The sequence below is a fragment of the Ramlibacter henchirensis genome (assembly GCF_004682015.1).
GTDB lineage: Bacteria > Pseudomonadota > Gammaproteobacteria > Burkholderiales > Burkholderiaceae_C > Ramlibacter > Ramlibacter henchirensis.
In genome coordinates, this window is record NZ_SMLM01000001.1 from 885,120 (window position 1) to 903,762 (window position 18,643).

Here is an 18,643-nt window from a genome sequence, read left to right on the forward strand (position 1 = left end):
CCACGCCATGGCGCGCAAGGAGCACGTCAGCGAAACGCCGGCGACGGCCATGCTCAAGGCGCATGGCGTGCCGTTCACCGAACATCCGTACGAGTACGTCGGACACGGCGGCGCAACGCACAGCGCGGAGGTGCTCGGGTTCGATCCGTTCACGGTGGTGAAGACGCTGGTGATGGAAGACGAGAAGGCGCGCCCCCTCATCGTGCTGATGCACGGCAACCGCAAGGTCTCCACCAAGAACCTGGCACGCCAGATCGGCGCCAAGTCGGTCGAGCCGTGCAAGCCCGAAGTGGCCAACCGCCACAGCGGCTACCTGGTGGGCGGCACCTCGCCTTTCGGCACTCGGCGGCAGATGCCGGTCTACATCGAGGAGACCATCCTCGCCCTGCCGCGCATCGCCATCAACGGCGGCCGCCGCGGCTACCTGGTCGGCATCGACCCGCAGGCCTGCGTGCGGCTGCTGGAGGCCAAGCCGGTGCGCTGCGCGCTGGAGGAGTGAACGGAAGAGGCAGAATCGGCGGTCGATGAACACCTTGTATCCCGCCCTCGCCGCGATCGCCGCCTACCTGGTCGGCTCGCTCGCCTTCGCCGTCATCGTCAGCCGCGCCATGGGCCTGTCGGATCCGCGCACCTTCGGCAGCAGGAACCCGGGCGCGACCAACGTGCTGCGTTCGGGCAGCAAGGCGGCCGCCATCGTCACGCTGCTGCTGGACGCGTTCAAGGGTCTCGTGCCGGTGCTGCTGGTGCGCATCTACGGCAAGCGCTGGGGGCTGGAAGACGGCACGGTGGCGATGGTCGCGGTCGGCGCCTTCCTCGGGCACCTCTATCCGGTCTTCTTCCGCTTCAAGGGCGGCAAGGGCGTGGCCACCTTCATCGGCGCGGTGTTCGGCATCCACTGGCTGCTGGGCATCGCGACCGGGCTCACGTGGCTGATCATCGCGTTCTTCTTCCGGTATTCCTCGCTGGCCTCGCTGGTGTCGGCGGTGTTCGCGCCGGTGTATTTCCTGCTCGGTGATCGGGTCGCGTGGTACGCGGAGGCGCCGGTGGTGATGGCGCTGGTCGCGATGGCCGCGCTGCTGGGGTGGCGGCACCGGGAGAACATCAAGAGGCTGCTGGCGGGCACGGAGTCTCGGTTGGGGGCGAAGAAGAGGGCTTGAAGACCCGTCGTTCCCGCGAAGGCGCGGTGCTCGACAAAGCACCGCGCGTGCCCTCACCCCAGCCCTCTCCCAGAGCGAGAGGGAGCAGACCAAGCGTCTACTCCCGCTCCACCACGAACCGCGTCACCTTCGGCGGCTCCTCCCCGAGGTGGAATCCCAGCCGGCGATCCCGCAGCTGCGTATCAGCGGCCGTGATCCGATCGAACCGCCGCAGGTGCTCGACCCAGGACTCGTCTGTGATCTGCTCGACATACCGCCCCGGCTCCGAAAGGTCGTGCAGCAATTGCCAAGCGAGCGCCCCCTGCGCCAGCCGGCTGCGGCGGCTCTCCTCCATCACGGCCAGGAATTCCCTCTCGCGCGCCGGGTCGATCATGTATTCGATCGACAGCTGGATTCGCCCGGAGCTCGGCGGCACCGGGATCTCCGGCACCTTGAGCACGTGCGAAGGCGTCAGGTCCTCCTCGGTGCCGCGGTCGCTCATCAGCTTCTGCACCGTGAACATCAGCATCACGCCGGTGAAGGCCGCGATGGTGAGGCTGTCGCGCAGGCTGCTCCAGGTGGCGACCTGGCCCCAGAAGGCCGCGCCCGCCGCGGTGGAGCCCATCAGGCACATCTGGTAGATCGACATGCCGCGGGCGCGCACCCAGTCGGGCAGGGCCATCTGCGCGGCCACCGTCAGCGAATTGGCCACCGTGATCCAGGCCATGCCGGAGACGACCATCGCGGGCACCGCCACCGCGACGTTCGGCGCGTAGGCCACCGCCAGCGTGCCGATCGCCTGCAGCACGGTGCCGGTGAAGACCAGCCGCTGCAGCGGCAGCCAGGCGCGGATGCGCGGCATCTGCAGTGCCGCGACGATGGCGCCCGCGCCCATGGACGCCAGCAGCAGCGTGAACGTGCCGGCCGAGCCGCCCGGCAGGCCGCGCGCGACCAGCGGCAGCATCGCCAGCTGCGCCGTCGAGTGCAGGAAGAAGACCGAGATGCGCAGCAGGATCCCGCGCATCCGGCTGGACTGGCGCACGAACTGAACGCCGACCCGCATCGCGCTGGACAGCCGCTCGCGGCCGAGCGGGCTCTCCTTGTGCTCGCGGCGCCAGCGCATGATGACGAAGCCGGCCACGATCGACAGCACCGCGTTCAGCACGAACACCCAGGCGCTGCCCGCGGCGGCGATGATGGCGCCGGCGACCAGGGGCCCGATGATGCGCGAGCCGTTCATGGCCACCCCGTTCAGGGCCAGCGCCTGCGGCAGCATCGGCCGCGAGATCACCTCCGGGATGATGGCCGCGAACACCGGCCATCGCATCGCGAGTCCGATCCCGTTGGCGAACGTGAGCGCCAGCAGCAGGCCCGGACTCATCCAGCCCATCACGATCACGCCGCACAGCAGCGTGGCGACGCCGGCCACCCAGAACTGCGTGGCCATGAAGTAGCGCTTGCGGTCCAGGATGTCGGCCAGCGCGCCGCTGGGCAGGCCGAGGAAGAAGACGGGCAGCGTGGAGGCCGACTGCACCAGGGCGACCCACAGCGGCGTGGGCGCGATCGACGTCATCAGCCAGGCGGCAGCCACGTCGTTCATCCACATCGTGGTGTTGGCCGCGAACCAGGTGAACCACAGCATCCGGAAGACCGGATTGCCGAGCGGCCCGAACGCGGTGACGGGCGGGGAAACCGGCGGCGGCTCGAGGGTGGCGCGCTCGGGGTCGGACATCAGTAGCGGCGCTCGAGCACCATCTGGTCGTTCTCGCGCCGCATCTGGAACCGGTTCAGGAAGCTGTTGCCCAGCAGGATGTACGGCATCGGCTGCTGGCTCACCACCGCTTCCACGTTGCGCACTTCCACGTCACGGATCCGCACCGTGCCCAGCATGACGCGCCAGCCCATGGTGACGCCGTTGGCCGTTCCCAGGCGCACCGGCTGGCCGGACTTGTAATCCAGGCCGAGACGATCCGCCTCGGACGCGCCGATGCCGATGCTGGTGGCGCCGGTGTCCACCATGAAGAAGGTCGCGCGGCCGTTGATGCTGCCTTCGCTGTGGAAATGGCCGCCGGTGCCCACCGTCAGCACGATCTTCGAGCCGCTGGGCGCGGCGCCGCTGCCGCCGACGCTGGCCGGCGCTTCGCCCACGCGCAGGGTCTTGCGCCGGCCATCGATCTCCACGACGGCCTGGTCGCCCGACGTGGAGACGACCTTCACGCCCTGGTGCGTGTCGCCCGGCGCCACCGGCTTGGGCGCGGAACCGTTGACGATCAGCAGGGCGCGGTTGCCCATCATCCCCTGCAGGGCGACCGATTGCGCCCAGGCCGGAACGCAGGCGAGCAGGGACACGGCGAGAAGCGCCTTATGCATGCGGGAGATGCCTTTTCTGATCAATCGCGGAAGTTGTTGAAGGACAGGGGCAGGTCGCTGATCTCCTTGCGGATCAGGGCCATGGCGGCCTGCAGTTCGTCCTTCTTGGCGCCGGTGACGCGCACCGCGTCGCCCTGGATGGAGGCCTGGAGTTTCAGCTTGCTGTCCTTGATGAGCTTCTGGACCTTCTTGGCCTGCTCCGACTCGATGCCGCTGCGCACCTTGACCACCTGCTTGACCTTGTCGCCGCCGATCTTTTCGACCTTGCCTTTATCGAGGAAACGCACGTCCACGTTGCGCTTGGCCAGCTTGTTCGTGAGGATGTCCTCGACCTGGCCGAGCTGGAACTCGGCGTCTCCGTAGAGGGTGATTTCCTTTTCCTTGATCTCGATGGCGGCCGACGTGCCCTTGAAGTCGAACCGGGTGCCGATCTCCTTGGCGGTGTTGTCGACGGCGTTCTTCACCTCGACCAGGTTGGGCTCGCAGACTGTATCGAATGACGGCATTGCACTTCCCTTGCGCCCGGCGCGCTTGGGCGACAATTCTCCCATGATCGTGGAGCACAACGTCTCCCTCGCGCCGCACAACAGCTTCGGCATCGTCGCCAAGGCGCGCGAACTCGTGCGCGTGCGCAGCGAGGCCGACGTGGTGCAGCTGCTGGCCGACCCGCAGCTGGCCGTGCGCCCGAAGTTCATTCTGGGCGGCGGCAGCAACATCGTGCTCACGGGCGACGTGAGGCCGCTGGTGCTGAAGGTGGAGATCGCCGGGCGCGAGGTGATCGAGGACGGGCCGCGCGCCACCATCGTCCAGGTCGGCGCCGGCGAGAACTGGCACGACACGGTGCGCTGGACGATGGAGCAGGGCCTGCCCGGGCTGGAGAACCTGGCGCTGATCCCCGGCACCGTGGGCGGATCGCCGGTGCAGAACGTCGGCGCTTACGGCGTCGAATTGCAGGACCGCTTCGAGTCGCTCGACGCCATCGACCTGCAGACCGGCCGGGTCTTCACGCTCGATGCGGCGCAGTGCGCTTTCGGCTACCGGGATTCCGTCTTCAAGCACCAGGCGCCCGAGGGCGGCAGCGCGCGCGGCATGGGCCTGGCGGGCCGGGCGCTGATCCTGCGCGTGCGGCTGCGGCTACCCAAGCCGTGGAAGCCGGTGCTGGGGTATGCGGACCTGGAACGCAAGGTGGCAGAGACCGGCGTGCGCGAGCCCACGCCGCGGCAGATCTTCGACTGGGTGTGCGCCATCCGCAGCACCAAGCTGCCGGACCCGCGCGTGATCGGCAACGCGGGCAGCTTCTTCAAGAACCCGACTGTGACGCCCGAGCAGTGCACGGACATCATCGCCCGCGAGCCCGGCATCGTGCACTACCCGATGCCCGATGGCCGCGTGAAGCTGGCCGCCGGCTGGCTGATCGACGCCTGCGGCTGGAAGGGCAAGTCGGTGGGCAATGCCGGCGTGTACGAGAAGCAGGCGCTGGTGCTGGTCAACCGCGGCGGCGCCACGGGCGGCGAGGTCGTCACCCTGGCGCGCGCGATCCAGACCAGCGTGTACGAGCGCTTCGGCATCCGGCTGGAGCCGGAGCCGGTGGTGGTCTGATCCGCTGACCGGTTCGCTGGTCGTCAGCTGATCAGCGGCCTGCTCGCGGCCGCGCTCCCTGCGCCGGGCCGGTTGCGGCCTCAGCCTACGCGGCCGCGCTCCGCGCCTGTTCATAGTTCAGGCTGCGCCCGCCGCCGGGCGCGGACCCCTCACGACCCAATGAAGCCCGGCCTGCTCGCACGCGCTCGACGGTGGTGCACCGCCGCGCTGTGGGCCACGCTGGCGGCGGGCGCCGCGCTGGCGCAGGAAGGCGCGCAGCGCCCCGCCTTCAACCTCGAAGTGCGGGCGCCGAACCCGGTGCGCGAACTGCTCGAGCGCCACCTCGAACTGCAGCGCTACCGCTCGGTGCCCGACCTCGACGAGGCCGAACTCACGCGCCTGCTGCGGCTGGCCGAACGCGACGCGCGCCAGCTGCTGGGCACGCTCGGCTACTTCGCGCCGCAGCTGGAGATCCGCCGCGAGCCGGCGGCGGCCGGCGCCGTGCCGGACATCGTGGTCGCGGTGGAGCCGGGCCCGCCCGCGACGGTGACCGAGGTGGACATCGGCTTCGCGGGCGACATCGCCGCATCGGAGGAACCGGAGGCCATCCTGCAGCGCGCGCGCATCCGCGAGCAGTGGCTCCTGCCGTCGGGCCGCCGCTGGACGCAGGAGGCGTGGAACGACGCGAAGTCGGACGCGCTGCGCGAACTGGTGGCGCGCCGCTACCCCGCGGGCAGGATCGGCTTCAGCCAGGCCGACATCGATGCGGCCACGCAGCGCGCGCGCCTGGGCCTGCGGCTGGACTCCGGTCCGCTGTTCCGGCTGGGCGAGATGCAGGTCGGCGGCATCGAACGCTACGACCCTGTGGTGGTGCCGCGCATCGCCCGCCTGCCCCCGGGCACGATCTACGACCAGGACAAGATCCAGCGCGCGCAACTGCGGCTGGTGGGCAGCGGCTACTTCGATTCGGCCTTCATCTACGTCGATCCCGCCGCCGACCCCAACGCGGCGCCGGTGCAGGTCACCGTGCGCGAGTCGCCGCTGCACAAGGTGGTGCTGGGCGTCGGCTTCTCCACCGATGCCGGTCCGCGCGCGAGCGTGGAGTACACGCACAACCGCCTGCCCGGCCTGGACTGGCGGGCCGTGACCAAGCTGCAGGTCGACCGCAAGGCGCCCTTCATCGCCACCGAGCTGTTCGCGATCCCCGATGCGGACGGCTGGCGCTGGGGCGTGGCGGGCCGCATCGAGCGCGTGGACGACGACGAGCTCGTCACGCACAGCCAGATGCTGCGCGTGGGCCGCACCCGCAGCGAGGAGCGCATCGACCGCAACGTGTACGTGCAGTACGACCGCTCCAACGTGCGAGCGGAGGAGGGCGCGCCGCCGCCCGCGGACACCGGCGACGGCACGGCCATCAGCGCCAACTACGTGTGGAACGGCCGCTACTTCGACCGCACGCCCTATCCGGAGCGTGGCTTCGCGATCGGCGCGGAGTTCGGCGCGGGCCTGACGCTGGTGGGCAGCCGCAGCCCGTTCCAGCGCACGGTGTTGCGCGGGCTCCAGATCGTGCCGCTGGCGAGCGGTCGCATCCAGTGGCGAGCGGAAGCCGGCGCGGTGGTGGCGCGGCGCAGCGCGCGCGTGCCGTCCACGCAGTTGTTTCGCACCGGCGGCGACACGTCGGTGCGCGGCTATGGGTTTCGCGACATCGGCGTGCTGCAGCCTTCCGGCGTCGTGGGGCCCGGGCGCTACCTCGCGGTGGGCAGCATCGAGTGGCAGCAGCCGATCCGGCGCGGCGGCGTGGACACCGATTTCGAGGGGGTGGTGTTCGTCGACGGCGGCGCCGTGGCCGACCGCGTGCCGGACCTGCAGGACGTCTCGTTCGGCATCGGCACCGGCGTGCGCTTCCGCAGCCCGATCGGCCCGCTGCAGGTGGACCTGGCCTACGGCCTGGAGGCGAGGCGGCTGCGGCTGCACGTCAACCTGGGCACGACCTTCTGAGGCACGCCGATGAAGATCCTCCAGGCCCTGTTCGTCGCGTTCCTCTCGGTGGTGCTGCTGGTCGTGCTCGCCATCGGCGGGGTGTGGTGGTGGGCCGGCACCGAAGGGTCGGCGCAGTGGGTGCTCGCGCAGGTGGCACGGCGGCAGCCCATCGTGGCGGAGAAGGTCACCGGGTCGCTGAGGCATGGCCTGCAGGTCGGCCGGCTGGTGTGGAGCCGGGAGGGCGTCGAGGTCGAAGCGCGTGAGGTCGAGCTGGCGTGGAAGCCGCTGGCGCTGCTGCAGCGATCGCTGCAGCTCGATCGGCTTCGGGCCACGCAGGTGCGCGTCGTCGACCGGCGGCCCGACACGGGTGAGCGACCCAAGCCGCCCGAGTCGCTCATGCTCCCGGTGCGGGTCGGCATCGACGACCTGACTGTCGGACGCTTCGAGTACGTGGATGGCAGGACCGTCGAGTTGCGCGACTTCGCCGCGTCGTACCGCTTCGATGGCTCGGACCACCGGCTGGACGTGCGCAACCTGCGCGCCTGGGACGGCCACTACCGCGGCAACCTGCGACTGGGCGCGGGGGCCGGGCTGCCGCTCGAAGCGGCGCTGCAGGGGCGCATCAGCGCTCCCGTGCCCGGCGCGAAGGCGGCGCTGCCGCTCGTGTTCGAGGCCAACGCGCAGGGCCGGATAGAAGCCTTCGACCTGCGCGCGCAGGTGCAGGGCGAGCCGGGCAGCGCCGCCATCGGCGCAACGCAGGCGCGCCTGGCCGCGCAGGTGACGCCGTTCGAGCCAATGCCAGTGGCGAGCGCCACCGCCGACGTGCAGGCCTTCGACGCCGGGGCCTTGTGGCCGCGCGCGCCGCACACGTCGCTGTCGGGCCGCGTCGCCGTCCAGCCGGTCGGGACGACCACCTGGACCGTGAGCGCCGACCTGCGCAATGCGCTGCCCGGCCCGTGGGACCGCCAGCGGGTGCCGGCCGAGCGCGTGCGGCTGCAGGGCGACTGGCGCCTGCCCGGCCTGGCGCTGGTGCGCGAACTGGAAGCGCAGGTCGGCGGCGGACGGGTGGTGGCGCGCGGGCAGTGGGAAGCCGAGGACGCGTGGCGCGTCGAAGGCACGCTGTCGGGTGTGAATCCCGCGGCCGTCCACACCGCGATGGCGCCGCTGCCCCTGAGCGGCCGCGCGACGATCCGCCAGCAGGGCAAGGCGTACCTGTTCGACACGCAGCTGGAATCCTCCGGCAAGCCGGCCGTGGCGCGCGCGAGCCCGAACGAACTCGCGGCCACCGTCGCCGCGCTGGAGCTGCGCTCGCTGCAGGCACGCGGCCGCTGGGCGGGCGAAGAGCTGTCGCTGCCGCTGCTGGTGGTGAACACGGCCGATGCCCGGCTGGATGCCGCCCTCGACCTTCGGCCCGACGCACGGTCCGGCCGCGGCCGCGCGGACCTCGAGGCGCCGGGACTTCGCGTGCGCGCCGTCGGGTCGATCGGGCCGACGACCGGCGGCGGCAACGCGCGGGTCATCGCGGCCGACATCGCCCAGGCCCAGCAATGGCTGATGAAGCTGCCGGGACTGCCACCAGAGATCGGCGAGCAGCTTCTTGCGGGACGCGGCGACGTGCAGCTCGCGTGGCAAGGCGGCTGGGACGATCCGACCGTGCAGGGCACGCTGACGCTGCCGCTGCTGCAACCGGCCGCCGGGCCGAATGAGGCCGCGCCCTGGGCCGTGCGCGACGTCAGTGCACGGGTGGACGGCCGGCTCGCCGATGCCAGGCTGGACCTGAAGGCGCAGCTGCAGCAGGGCGCGCGAACGCTGGCGCTGGAACTGGATGGCCGCGGCGGGCAACGTGCCGCCGGCGCGTGGGAAGGACAGGTCGGCCAGCTCCAGGCCGTGGCGCGCGATCCGGCGGTCGGGCCCGGACCCTGGCGAATCACGCTCCGGCGCCCGCTGGACGTGAAGTGGGCGTCCGGCCGCCTGGAGGCGGGCGCGTCGGAGGCGACGCTGTTCGCGCCTCCGCCCGCGCCGGGCCGCGCCATGACGCAGGCCGTGCTGGCCTGGGAGCCGATCCGCTGGGGCGGCGGCCAGTTGCGCACGGCCGGGCGGATCACCGGCGTGCCTATGGGATGGATCGAGCTGTTCGGCGGACCGCAGCTGGCCGGATCGGCGCTCAGCGGCGACCTGGTGTTCGATGGCCGCTGGGACGCGGTGCTGGGCGACACGCTGCGCGTGCAGGCGAGCCTGGAGCGCAGCCGCGGTGATCTCTCGGTGCTGGCCGAAACCGCCGACGGGGGCCCGGCCCGCGTGCAGGCCGGCGTGCGGGAGGCGCGGCTCCTCATCGACGGGCAGGGCGAAGCGGTGACGCTCACGTTGCGCTGGGATTCCGAGCGGGCCGGCACGGCCGACGCGCGCCTCGCCACGCGATTGGCCCAAGGCGCCAATGGCTGGTCGTGGCCCGAGACGGCGCCGCTGACGGGCTCGGTCAAGGCGCAGCTGCCGCGGCTCGGCGTGTGGTCGCTGCTGGCGCCTCCGGGTTGGCGATTGCGGGGATCGCTGGCAGCGGACATCGCCGTTGCGGGCACGCGCGCGGAGCCGCTGCTCACCGGCAACCTGAGCGCGGACGACCTGGCGCTGCGCTCCGTCGTCGACGGCTTCGCGCTGCAGGACGGGCGGCTGCGCGCGCGGCTGGACGGGCGACGCGTCGTCGTCGAGGAACTGCTGCTGCAAGGCCCCGGGGCGGACGGCGGCCGGGTGGCGGGTTCGGGCGAAGGCAGCTGGCTGCGCGAAGGCCCGCAGGTGCGCGTGTCCACCACCATCGACCGGTTGCGCGCCAGCACGCGCACCGATCGCCAGCTCACCGTCTCGGGGCAGCTCACCGCTCGCATGGATGCGTCGGGAGCGGACGTGCGCGGCGGGCTGCGCGTGGATCGCGCGCGCATCGCGCTGCCCGAGGAAGCCGCACCGCGCCTGGGCGATGACGTCGTCGTGCGCAACCTGCCGCCGGGCGTGTCGCTCGGGCGCGATCCGGAGAAGGAGAACGGCCGCCGCGAAGGCCGGCCGCTGACGGCGGCCATCAACCTGGACCTCGGCAACGACTTCCGCGTGCAGGGTCGCGGTATCGACACGCGGCTGGCCGGCTCGCTGGTGGTCGCCGGCGAAGCGCTGGACGAACCGCGCCTGACCGGCGTGATCCGCACGGTCGGCGGCGAGTACCGGGCTTATGGCCAGCGGCTGGACATCGATCGCGGCGTGCTGCGCTTCACCGGGCCGGTCGACAACCCGGCGCTCGACATCCTGGCGATCCGGCCGCGGCTGGCGCAGCGCGTGGGCGTTCAGGTGACCGGCACCGCGCAGGCGCCGTTTGTGCGGCTGTATGCGGAACCTGATTTGCCCGAAGGCGAGAAGCTCGCGTGGCTCGTACTCGGCCGGCCGGCGGCGTCGGGTGGCGCCGAGACGGCCTTGCTGCAATCAGCCGCCCTGGCGCTGCTGCAAAGCCGCACCGGCGGTGGTACCGGCAAGGGACCTGCCGCGCTGCTGGGGCTGGATGAGCTCGGGTTCCGCAGGGACGGAGAGGAGGGTCCGGCGGTGACGCTCGGCAAGCGGCTGGGGAGGAACCTGTACGCGTCGTACGAGCGCAGCCTGACCGGGGCGCTGGGAACCTTGTACGTGTTCTACGACCTGTCGCAGCGGTTGACGGTGCGGGCGCAGGCGGGGGAGAGGTCGGCGGTTGATCTGATCTTCACGTTTGCGTACGACTGAGCTTTTTTGGAGTTGCGGCTCTTGGCGTCCGGGGTGGCGGCAGGCGGGCCCCGGCGGCGGGCTCATGGTGTGCCGGTCTTCGCGCTGGCGCGCGAAGACGCGCGAGGGCTTTCCGCGGGTGCGCGCTCGCGCGGTCGAACTCACAGAGAGACCGGCCTGCGGCCGCTCTCTCTGTTCAGACACCGCCCGCGAGTCAGAGGTTCATGTCGAGCTTCGCCTGCGGCTCGCAAGAGCGCGCACCCGTTCGCCCTCGCTCGGCCCACAAATCGCCCGCCGCCGGGGCCCGCCTGCCGCTTTCGGCGGCGGTGGCGCATTGAAAGGGCAAATCCGAGCAACAGCTTCTTGACGGAGCCTCCGGCGTCCCCCACCCCAACCCTCCCCCGGAGGGGGAGGGTGCAAGAGGCGGCGCGTGCCCCCGTCTTTCCCTCCCCCTCTGAGGGAGGGCAGGGTGGGGGCGCTCCGGTGCCAAGACGAGAAGCGATGCTTCGGTGCTCGCATTCGCACACTGTTCCCACGCGGCAGGCGGTGCCTGGCCCGGGCGATTTGTGGGACGAGCGGGGCCGCAGCGGCCCGGCCGACGCGAGCGCCTCGCGAATCGAGGTGCGAAGTCCGTTTTAACTTCTGACTCGCGGGAGGTGTCCGAACAGAGAGAGCGGCCTTCGGCCGGTCTCTCTGTGAGTTCTACCGCGGGAGGTCGGGCCGCGTTCAAGGCCACGCGCGTCCGTGTGCGAGCGAAACGCGAGCACGCGGACCGGCCCAGCATGAGCCCGGGCCAGGCGCCGCCTGCCGCGAGGGCGCGGCGCTTGACTACTTCTTGTCCCGCAGCTGCGGCAACGCAGCAGCACCACCCACCGACAGCAACCCCGCCTTGCTGTACACACCCAGCTTGTCCCGCGTATCCACGATGTCCAGATTGCGCATCGTCAACTGCCCGATGCGATCGCGCGGAGAGAACATGGACTCGCCTTTCTCCATCGTCAGGCGCTCCGGCTGGTAGGTGAGGTTCGGCGACTCGGTGTTCAGCAGCGAGTAGTCGTTGCCGCGACGCAGCTCCAGCGTCACTTCACCCGTGATCGCGCGCGCCACCCAGCGCTGCGCAGTCTCGCGCAGCATGATCGCCTGCGGATCGAACCAGCGCCCCTGGTACAGCAGGCGGCCGAGGCGGCGGCCGTTGTCGCGGTACTGCTCGATGGTGTCCTCGTTGTGGATGCCGGTGACCAGGCGCTCGTACGCGATGAACAGCAGCGCGAGCCCGGGCGCCTCGTAGATGCCGCGGCTCTTGGCTTCGATGATGCGGTTCTCGATCTGGTCGCTCATGCCCACGCCGTGGCGGCCGCCGATGCGGTTGGCTTCCAGGATCAGTTCCACCGGATCGGAGAAGCTCTTGCCGTTCAGGGCGACCGGCTGGCCTTCCTCGAACCGCACGCGAACTTCCTCGGGCTTGACCGCGACGTCTTCCTTCCAGAAGGCGACGCCCATGATCGGATTGACGATCTTGATGCCGGAGTTCAGCTGCTCCAGGTCCTTGGCCTCGTGGGTCGCGCCCAGCATGTTGCTGTCGGTGCTGTACGCCTTCTCGGCGGACATCTTGTAGGCGAAGCCGGACTTCTGCATGAACGCGCTCATCTCCGCGCGGCCGCCGAGTTCGTCGATGAAGGCCTGGTCCAGCCAGGGCTTGTAGACCTTGAGCGCGGGATTGGTGAGCAGCCCGTAGCGGTAGAAGCGCTCGATGTCGTTGCCCTTGAAGGTGCTGCCGTCGCCCCAGATGTTGACGTCGTCTTCCTTCATCGCCGAAACCAGCATGGTGCCGGTGACGGCGCGGCCCAGGGGCGTGGTGTTGAAGTAGGTCAATCCCGCGGTGGAGATGTGGAAGGCGCCGGCCTGCAAGGCCGCGATGCCTTCCTGCGCCAGCTGCTTGCGGCAGTCGATCAGGCGAGCCTTCTCGGCTCCGTACAGCATGGCTTTGCGCGGAATTTCGTCGTAATCGGGTTCGTCGGGCTGCCCGAGGTTGGCGGTGTAGGCGTAGGGGATCGCGCCCTTCTGGCGCATCCAGTGCAGGGCGGCGCTGGTGTCCAGTCCGCCGGAAAAAGCGATGCCGACCTTCTGGCCGGCGGGCAGGTGCTCGAGGATGGTGCTCATGGGGTCAGCCGCGCAGTTCAGCCGAAATGGCAGATGTAGTGATACGCCTCGGCCACGCGGATCTCGAAGCTGGAATTGCCCGGCACGCTGAACTTCTGGCCGGCGGAGGACTTCAACCACTCGCCGCTCCCGGCCAGCTTGTACTCGCACGAGCCGGCGACGCATTCCATCACCTCGGGCGCGCCGGTGTTGAAGGTCAGGGTGGCGGGCAGGATCACGCCCACCGACTTCTTCGTGCCGTCCGCGAAAGCCACCGTGTGGCTCACGCATCTGCCGTCGAAGTACACGTTGGCGCGCGTGGTCACGCTGACGCCGTTCAGGGTCTCGGTGCTCATGGGATCAGGGGTGCGGGGGAAACCCGGAATTCTAGGCGCAAGCCCCCGTGCGCCCTGCCGCGCCGCCATGCGCGCGCGGCTTTGCCGTCAGTGACGGTGACGATGGTGGTGGCGATGCCCGGAGTGGTGGACGAAGCCGAAGTGCAGGCTCACCGGCGGGCGCCAGTAGTACGGGTAGGGACGGGCGTAGTACGCAGGATAAACCGTCGTGGTCGGCACGATCACCGTGGGCGCGGCGGCTATCACAGCCGGCGCCGGCGCTTCCACCAGCGGGGCCGGAGCGGTGAGCGGCGCCGCGGGCGCCACCGGCGCGGTGGTGGCCGGGGGCGTGGACACGGGCGTGACCTGCAGCTGCACCGTCGGGCCCGGATCGTGCGGCAGGTTCACCTGGTACTGGCGGCCGTTGTATTCGTAGATCACGTTGTAGCCGACGGCGCGGTTCTCGTAGAACAGCTGCGTCGTGCAGTTCTGGACGGTCTGCAGGTGCGTGTTGCCGCCGCCTTCGATGCGGTCGCCCAGCACCACGCCGCCCAGCACGCCAAGCACCGTGGCCGCCGCGCGGCCGCTTCCGGAGCCGATCTGGTTGCCCACTGCGCCGCCCGCGATGGCGCCCATCAAGCCGCCCGCGCCGGTGGAGGGCTGCTGCACCGCCACCTGCTGCTGCGAGCAGACCTGGCGCGGCACCTGCACCTGCTGGATGACCGGCGTGCTGGAAAGCACGCGGCCGACTTCCTGGGCGTGCACGGCGCCCGCGGCAACAGCGGCGATCGAGAGGACGACGTACTTGTTCATGGCAGCCTCGTTCGGCAAGCGGGAATCAATGCCCAAATTCTAGGCACGCGCCCTTTGCCGTGGCGCTTCGCGGCGGTAAATGGACGGTAAAAGTTGAGCTTCAGCGCCGTTGCGCCAGCGCCTGCCAGGCCTGAGCGTCGAAGCCGACCGTGGTCGTGCCGTCCGGCCACTCCACCACGGGGCGCTTGATGACGCTCGGCTGCGCCAGCATCAGCTCGCGGGCGGAGGCCTCGTCGCGCACGCCTTGCTGCTGCGCCGCGTCGAGCTTGCGCCAGGTCGTGCCCTGGCGGTTGACCAGCTTGTCCCAGCCGACGGCCCGGCTCCAGCCGGCCAGCCGGTCCTGGGGGACGCCGGCCTTCTTGAAGTCATGGAATGCGTAGCCGACGCCCTGGCCGTCGAGCCAGGCGCGCGCCTTCCTGACCGTGTCGCAATTGGCGATGCCGTAGAGGGTGATGCTCATGAGGCGATGCTAATCCCAAGGACAATCGCGGCATGCAGACCTTGCAAGACTGGCTGGCGCATTGCGAGCGCCTGCACCCGAAGGCCATCGAACTGGGCCTGGACCGGGTGCGCGGCGTCTGGCAGCGCATGGGCGTGGCCTTCGCCTGCCCGGTGATCACGGTGGCGGGCACCAACGGCAAGGGCTCCACCTGCGCGATGCTGGAGTCGATCGCCCACCAGGCCGGCTGGCGCACCGGCGTCTACACGTCGCCGCACCTGGTGCATTTCGAGGAGCGTTGCCGGCTGAGAGGCCAGCCTGTCGCGGCCGACGCGCTGGTGCCGCACTTCGAGTGCGTGGAGCAGGCGCGGCAGGACACGCAGCTGACCTATTTCGAATTCACCACGCTCGCCATCCTCAGCCTGATGGCCGCCAGCGAACTGGACGTCGCCATCCTCGAAGTCGGCTTGGGCGGCCGGCTGGACGCGGTGAACGTCGTCGACACCGACTGCGCGGTGATCACCAGCATCGACCTGGACCACCAGGAGTTCCTCGGGCCGGACCGCGAATCCATCGGCCGCGAGAAGGCCGGCATCCTGCGCGCCGGCCGGCCGGCGGTGGTCAGCGACCCGGTGCCGCCCAGGAGCGTGGTGCAAACGGCCGAGTCGGTCGGCGCGGACCTGTGGCTGCTGGGCCGTGACTACAACTTCTCCGGCGACAAGCAGCAGTGGGCCTGGGCCGGGCGCGGCCGGCGGTATTCGGGCCTGGGCTATCCGGCGCTGCGCGGCGCCAACCAGCTGGTCAACGCCTCGGGCGTGCTGGCCGCGCTGACGGCGTTGCGCGACCGCTTGCCGGTCACCGCGCAGGCGGTGCGCACCGGCCTGGCGCTGGTCGACTTGCCGGGCCGGTTCCAGATCGTGCCCGGCCAGCCCACGCTGGTGCTGGACGTGGCCCACAACCCGCATTCGGTGGCCGCCCTGGCCGCCAACCTCGATGCGATGGGGTTCTATCCCACCACGCGCGCCGTGTTCGGCGCGATGGGCGACAAGGACCTGAACGCGATGCTGCGCAAGATGGACCCGCTGGTCGACGTCTGGTACTTCACCGACCTGGACACGCCACGCGCCGCAAGCGCGGCGTCGCTGCAGGCCTTGTGGCGCGCGCAAACGACACGCAAGGACGCTGTTGCCCACACGCACGCCGGACCGCTGGAAGCGCTGCGCAGCGCGATGGCCGCGGCGGACCCCACTGATAGAATCCTGGTCTTCGGATCGTTCTACACCGTGGGCGGCGTCCTCAAGGACGGCCTGCCCCGTCTCCAGGCCAGACACCTGGGCTCCTGAACCCTCGGCAGAACTCGTTCCCAGCTCGCTTCATGGCCTTCTTCAAGTTCCGCAAGGGTGGCGACGAGTCCCCGGCCGCCGCGCCGCAGGCCGAGAGCGTCGAAGCCCTGCGCCGCCGCGCGCGGCATCGCCTGATCGGCGCCGCCGTGCTGGTCCTCCTGGGCGTGATCGGCTTCCCGCTGCTGTTCGACACGCAGCCGCGGCCAGTGCCGGTGGATATCCCGATCGACATCCCCGACCGCAACCGCGCCAAGCCGCTGCCGGCGCCGTCCGCCGCGCCGAAGGCCCAGGCGCCGGCGAGTGCCGCGCCGCAACTAGCCGCCGTCAAGCCCGCGCAGACGGCTGCCGCTGCTGCGCCGAGCGCAGGCGGGGCTGTCACACCGGCGGTTCCGGCCGCTACGCAAGCGAGCGTCGAAGCCAAACCCGAGCCGAAGGCGGATTCCCGTCCCGCGGCTGCCGCCGCACCGTCGCCGACCCCGGCCAAGGCCGAGCCTGCGTCGCGGTCGGCCGAGGCCGCACAAGGCCGCTTCGTGGTCCAGGTAGGCGCCTTCACCGAGGTCGGCAAGGCGCGCGAGGCTCGGCAGAAGGTCGAGAAGGCCGGCCTGAAGACCTACACCCACGTCGCCGACACCAAGGAAGGCCGCCGCATCCGCGTGCGCGTCGGCCCATTCGCCACCCGCGCCGAGGCCGACAAGGCGGCCGGCAGGATCAAGGAACTGGATTTGCCCGCGGCCATCCTCACCTTGTGAGCAGGCGAGCCGGATGGCGGTGCTCGACTGGGTCTTCGCAGGCGTGCTGGTTTTTTCGCTGCTGCTGGGCGCGCTGCGGGGGCTGGTCTACGAGGTGCTGTCGGTGCTGAGCTTGATCGCGGCTTTCGTGCTGGCCCAGTGGCTGGCACCCGAGGTCGGGGCGTGGCTGCCGATGGACCGTGCGGCGGACTCCTTGCGCTACGCGGCCGGCTTCGCACTGGTGTTCGTGGCGGCGGCGTTCGCAGGCGGCCTGCTGGCCTGGACCACGCGCAAGCTGGTGGAGGCCGTGGGCCTGCGGCCGGTGGACCGCGCGCTGGGCGCGGCGTTCGGGCTGGTGCGCGGCATCGTGCTGGTGCTGGCCGCGTCGGTGGTGGTGAACATGACGCCGCTGCGCAACGCGCAGTGGTGGACCGAATCGGTGGGCGGCGGCGTCTCGACGGCCGCGCTCAGGGGATTGAAGCCGGTGCTGCCCGAGGAATTCGCGCAGTACCTACCGGGGTAATTCGCATGTGTGGAATCGTCGGCGTCGTCAGCGGCGCACCCGTCAACCAGCTGATCTACGACGCGCTGCTGCTGCTGCAGCACCGCGGCCAGGACGCGGCCGGCATCGTGACGCAGCAGGGACGCAAGTTCTTCATGCACAAGGCCAAGGGCATGGTGCGCGACGTGTTCCGCACCCGCAACATGCGCGCTCTGCCGGGCAACGCGGGCCTGGGCCAGGTGCGCTACCCCACGGCGGGCAACGCGTACAGCGAGGAAGAGGCGCAGCCGTTCTACGTCAACGCGCCCTTCGGCATCGTGCTCGTGCACAACGGCAACCTCACCAACGCGCAGGCGCTCAAGGCCGAGCTGTTCTCCACCGACCACCGCCACATCAACACCGAGAGCGACTCGGAGGTGCTGCTCAACGTCTTCGCCCATGAACTGGAGAAGGCCACGCGCGGCGTGCCGCTGCAGCCCGACGACGTCTTCCGCGCAGTGGGCTGCGTGCACCGGCGCGTGCGCGGCTCGTACTCGGTCGTCGCGCTGATCGCCGGCCACGGCGTGCTGGCCTTCCGCGACCCGTACGGCATCCGGCCGCTGTCGATCGGCCGAGGCAAGGATGGGACGGTGATGGTGGCCAGCGAATCGGTCGCGCTCGAAGGCACGGGCCACGCGCTGGAGCGACACGTGGCGCCCGGCGAGGCGGTGTTCATCGACCTGCAGGGCAAGGTGCACGCACAGCAGTGCGCCGACAAGCCGCAGCTCACGCCCTGCATCTTCGAGTACGTTTACCTGGCGCGGCCCGACTCGGTGCTGGACGGCATCTCGGTCTACCAGGCGCGATTGAACCTGGGCGAGACGCTGGCCAAGCGCGTGGTGTCCACCGTGCCGCCCAATGAGATCGACGTGATCATCCCGATCCCGGAATCGAGCCGGCCCAGCGCCACGCAGCTCGCGCACCTGCTCGGCATTCCTTACCGCGAAGGATTCGTGAAGAACCGCTACGTGGGCCGCACCTTCATCATGCCGGGGCAGGGCGTCCGCAAGAAGTCGGTGCGCCAGAAGCTCAGCGTGATCGGCAGCGAGTTCAAGGGCCGCAACGTGCTGCTGGTGGACGACTCCATCGTGCGCGGCACCACCAGCCGCGAGATCGTGCAGATGGCGCGCGACGCGGGTGCCAGGAAGGTGTACCTCGCCAGCGCCGCGCCGCCGGTGCGCTTTCCCAACGTGTACGGCATCGACATGCCCACGCCCAAGGAGCTGGTGGCCCATGGCCGCACGGTGGAGGAGGTGCGGGAGATCATCGGCTGCGATGCCCTGATCTACCAGGACGTGGAAGGCATGAAGCGCGCGGTGGCCGCGGCTTGCGCCCCCGCGGCGCAGAAGCTGGACGGCTTCGATGCGTCCTGCTTCGACGGCGTGTACGTCACGGGCGACATCAACCCCGAAGACATCGCCAGGATCAACGAAGCCCGCATCGGCCAGGAAGACCCGCTGGAGGAGACCACCTCTCGGCTGGCCCTGCCCAACGCGCAGGAAGCATGAC

Annotated in this window: 16 protein-coding genes; 9 read left to right on the forward strand and 7 right to left on the reverse strand. The window is 70.5% G+C overall.

The annotated features are described in order from the left end of the window. The first annotated feature begins 7 nt into the window (after nucleotides 1-7). Together ybaK and plsY are read left to right on the forward strand one after the other, a co-directional pair. Entirely contained in the window at nucleotides 8-499 is a 492-nt protein-coding gene (gene ybaK, locus EZ313_RS04395; protein ID WP_135261985.1) for a Cys-tRNA(Pro) deacylase, read from the forward strand. Nucleotides 500-524: 25 nt separating this feature from the next. Then, nucleotides 525-1,157 carry a glycerol-3-phosphate 1-O-acyltransferase PlsY gene (gene plsY, locus EZ313_RS04400; protein WP_135261986.1) on the forward strand — a complete coding sequence of 211 codons (633 nt, stop codon included), beginning with the start codon at nucleotides 525-527 and terminating at the stop codon, nucleotides 1,155-1,157. A 97-nt stretch (nucleotides 1,158-1,254) separates the two neighbouring features. Here plsY and EZ313_RS04405 read toward each other — a convergent pair whose 3' ends face one another. From EZ313_RS04405 to EZ313_RS04415, 3 genes are read right to left on the reverse strand one after another with little or no spacing between them, the layout of a single operon-like run. Then, nucleotides 1,255-2,868, reverse strand: a complete 1,614-nt coding sequence (locus tag EZ313_RS04405; protein WP_135261987.1) for an MFS transporter — start codon at nucleotides 2,866-2,868, stop codon at nucleotides 1,255-1,257. Next, on the reverse strand, nucleotides 2,868-3,506 hold the full coding sequence (locus EZ313_RS04410) for a retropepsin-like aspartic protease family protein (RefSeq protein WP_135261988.1): 639 nt from the start codon (nucleotides 3,504-3,506) through the stop codon (nucleotides 2,868-2,870). Before EZ313_RS04410 ends, EZ313_RS04405 begins: the two co-directional genes overlap by 1 nt. Nucleotides 3,507-3,526: 20 nt before the next feature. Then, nucleotides 3,527-4,012, reverse strand: a complete 486-nt coding sequence (locus EZ313_RS04415) for a YajQ family cyclic di-GMP-binding protein (protein WP_135261989.1) — start codon at nucleotides 4,010-4,012, stop codon at nucleotides 3,527-3,529. Between the two features lie 43 nt (nucleotides 4,013-4,055). Here EZ313_RS04415 and murB point away from each other — a divergent pair, with 43 nt between their 5' ends. From murB to EZ313_RS04430, 3 genes are all read left to right on the forward strand, one after another. Continuing rightward, nucleotides 4,056-5,105 (forward strand): UDP-N-acetylmuramate dehydrogenase, encoded by a 1,050-nt coding sequence (murB, locus tag EZ313_RS04420; RefSeq protein WP_135261990.1) that lies wholly within the window; start codon nucleotides 4,056-4,058, stop codon nucleotides 5,103-5,105. A 159-nt stretch (nucleotides 5,106-5,264) separates the two neighbouring features. After that, nucleotides 5,265-7,082, forward strand: a complete 1,818-nt coding sequence (locus EZ313_RS04425; protein ID WP_135261991.1) for an autotransporter assembly complex protein TamA — start codon at nucleotides 5,265-5,267, stop codon at nucleotides 7,080-7,082. Between the two features lie 9 nt (nucleotides 7,083-7,091). Beyond that, nucleotides 7,092-10,817: a translocation/assembly module TamB domain-containing protein gene (locus EZ313_RS04430; RefSeq protein WP_135261992.1), complete on the forward strand. Its 3,726-nt coding sequence runs from the start codon at nucleotides 7,092-7,094 to the stop codon at nucleotides 10,815-10,817. Between the two features lie 807 nt (nucleotides 10,818-11,624). Here EZ313_RS04430 and argG read toward each other — a convergent pair. The 4 genes from argG to EZ313_RS04450 all read right to left on the reverse strand — a co-directional run bounded on the left by argG (nucleotide 11,625) and on the right by EZ313_RS04450 (nucleotide 14,543). Continuing rightward, complete coding sequence (gene argG / locus EZ313_RS04435; RefSeq protein ID WP_135261993.1) at nucleotides 11,625-12,956, reverse strand: argininosuccinate synthase; 1,332 nt, start codon at nucleotides 12,954-12,956, stop codon at nucleotides 11,625-11,627. Nucleotides 12,957-12,973: 17 nt separating this feature from the next. Continuing rightward, on the reverse strand, nucleotides 12,974-13,291 hold the full coding sequence (gene ppnP, locus EZ313_RS04440; protein ID WP_135261994.1) for a pyrimidine/purine nucleoside phosphorylase: 318 nt from the start codon (nucleotides 13,289-13,291) through the stop codon (nucleotides 12,974-12,976). An 87-nt stretch (nucleotides 13,292-13,378) separates the two neighbouring features. Then, nucleotides 13,379-14,083 (reverse strand): glycine zipper 2TM domain-containing protein, encoded by a 705-nt coding sequence (locus tag EZ313_RS04445; RefSeq protein ID WP_135261995.1) that lies wholly within the window; start codon nucleotides 14,081-14,083, stop codon nucleotides 13,379-13,381. 100 nt (nucleotides 14,084-14,183) lie between these two features. Next, nucleotides 14,184-14,543 (reverse strand): ArsC family reductase, encoded by a 360-nt coding sequence (locus EZ313_RS04450; protein WP_135261996.1) that lies wholly within the window; start codon nucleotides 14,541-14,543, stop codon nucleotides 14,184-14,186. Nucleotides 14,544-14,575: 32 nt separating this feature from the next. On the opposite strand from EZ313_RS04450, the gene folC reads away from it, so the two are divergent. Genes folC through purF form a run of 4 tightly spaced genes read left to right on the forward strand, consistent with a single transcriptional unit; the run spans nucleotide 14,576 to nucleotide 18,642 of the window. Further along, nucleotides 14,576-15,865 (forward strand): bifunctional tetrahydrofolate synthase/dihydrofolate synthase, encoded by a 1,290-nt coding sequence (gene folC, locus EZ313_RS04455; RefSeq protein ID WP_135261997.1) that lies wholly within the window; start codon nucleotides 14,576-14,578, stop codon nucleotides 15,863-15,865. A gap of 32 nt (nucleotides 15,866-15,897) precedes the next feature. Then, nucleotides 15,898-16,614 (forward strand): SPOR domain-containing protein, encoded by a 717-nt coding sequence (locus EZ313_RS04460; RefSeq protein ID WP_135261998.1) that lies wholly within the window; start codon nucleotides 15,898-15,900, stop codon nucleotides 16,612-16,614. Between the two features lie 13 nt (nucleotides 16,615-16,627). Next, nucleotides 16,628-17,116, forward strand: coding sequence for a CvpA family protein (locus tag EZ313_RS04465; protein ID WP_135261999.1), 489 nt, complete (start codon nucleotides 16,628-16,630; stop codon nucleotides 17,114-17,116). A 5-nt stretch (nucleotides 17,117-17,121) separates the two neighbouring features. After that, on the forward strand, nucleotides 17,122-18,642 hold the full coding sequence (gene purF, locus EZ313_RS04470; RefSeq protein ID WP_135262000.1) for an amidophosphoribosyltransferase: 1,521 nt from the start codon (nucleotides 17,122-17,124) through the stop codon (nucleotides 18,640-18,642). Nucleotide 18,643 lies beyond the last annotated feature (1 nt).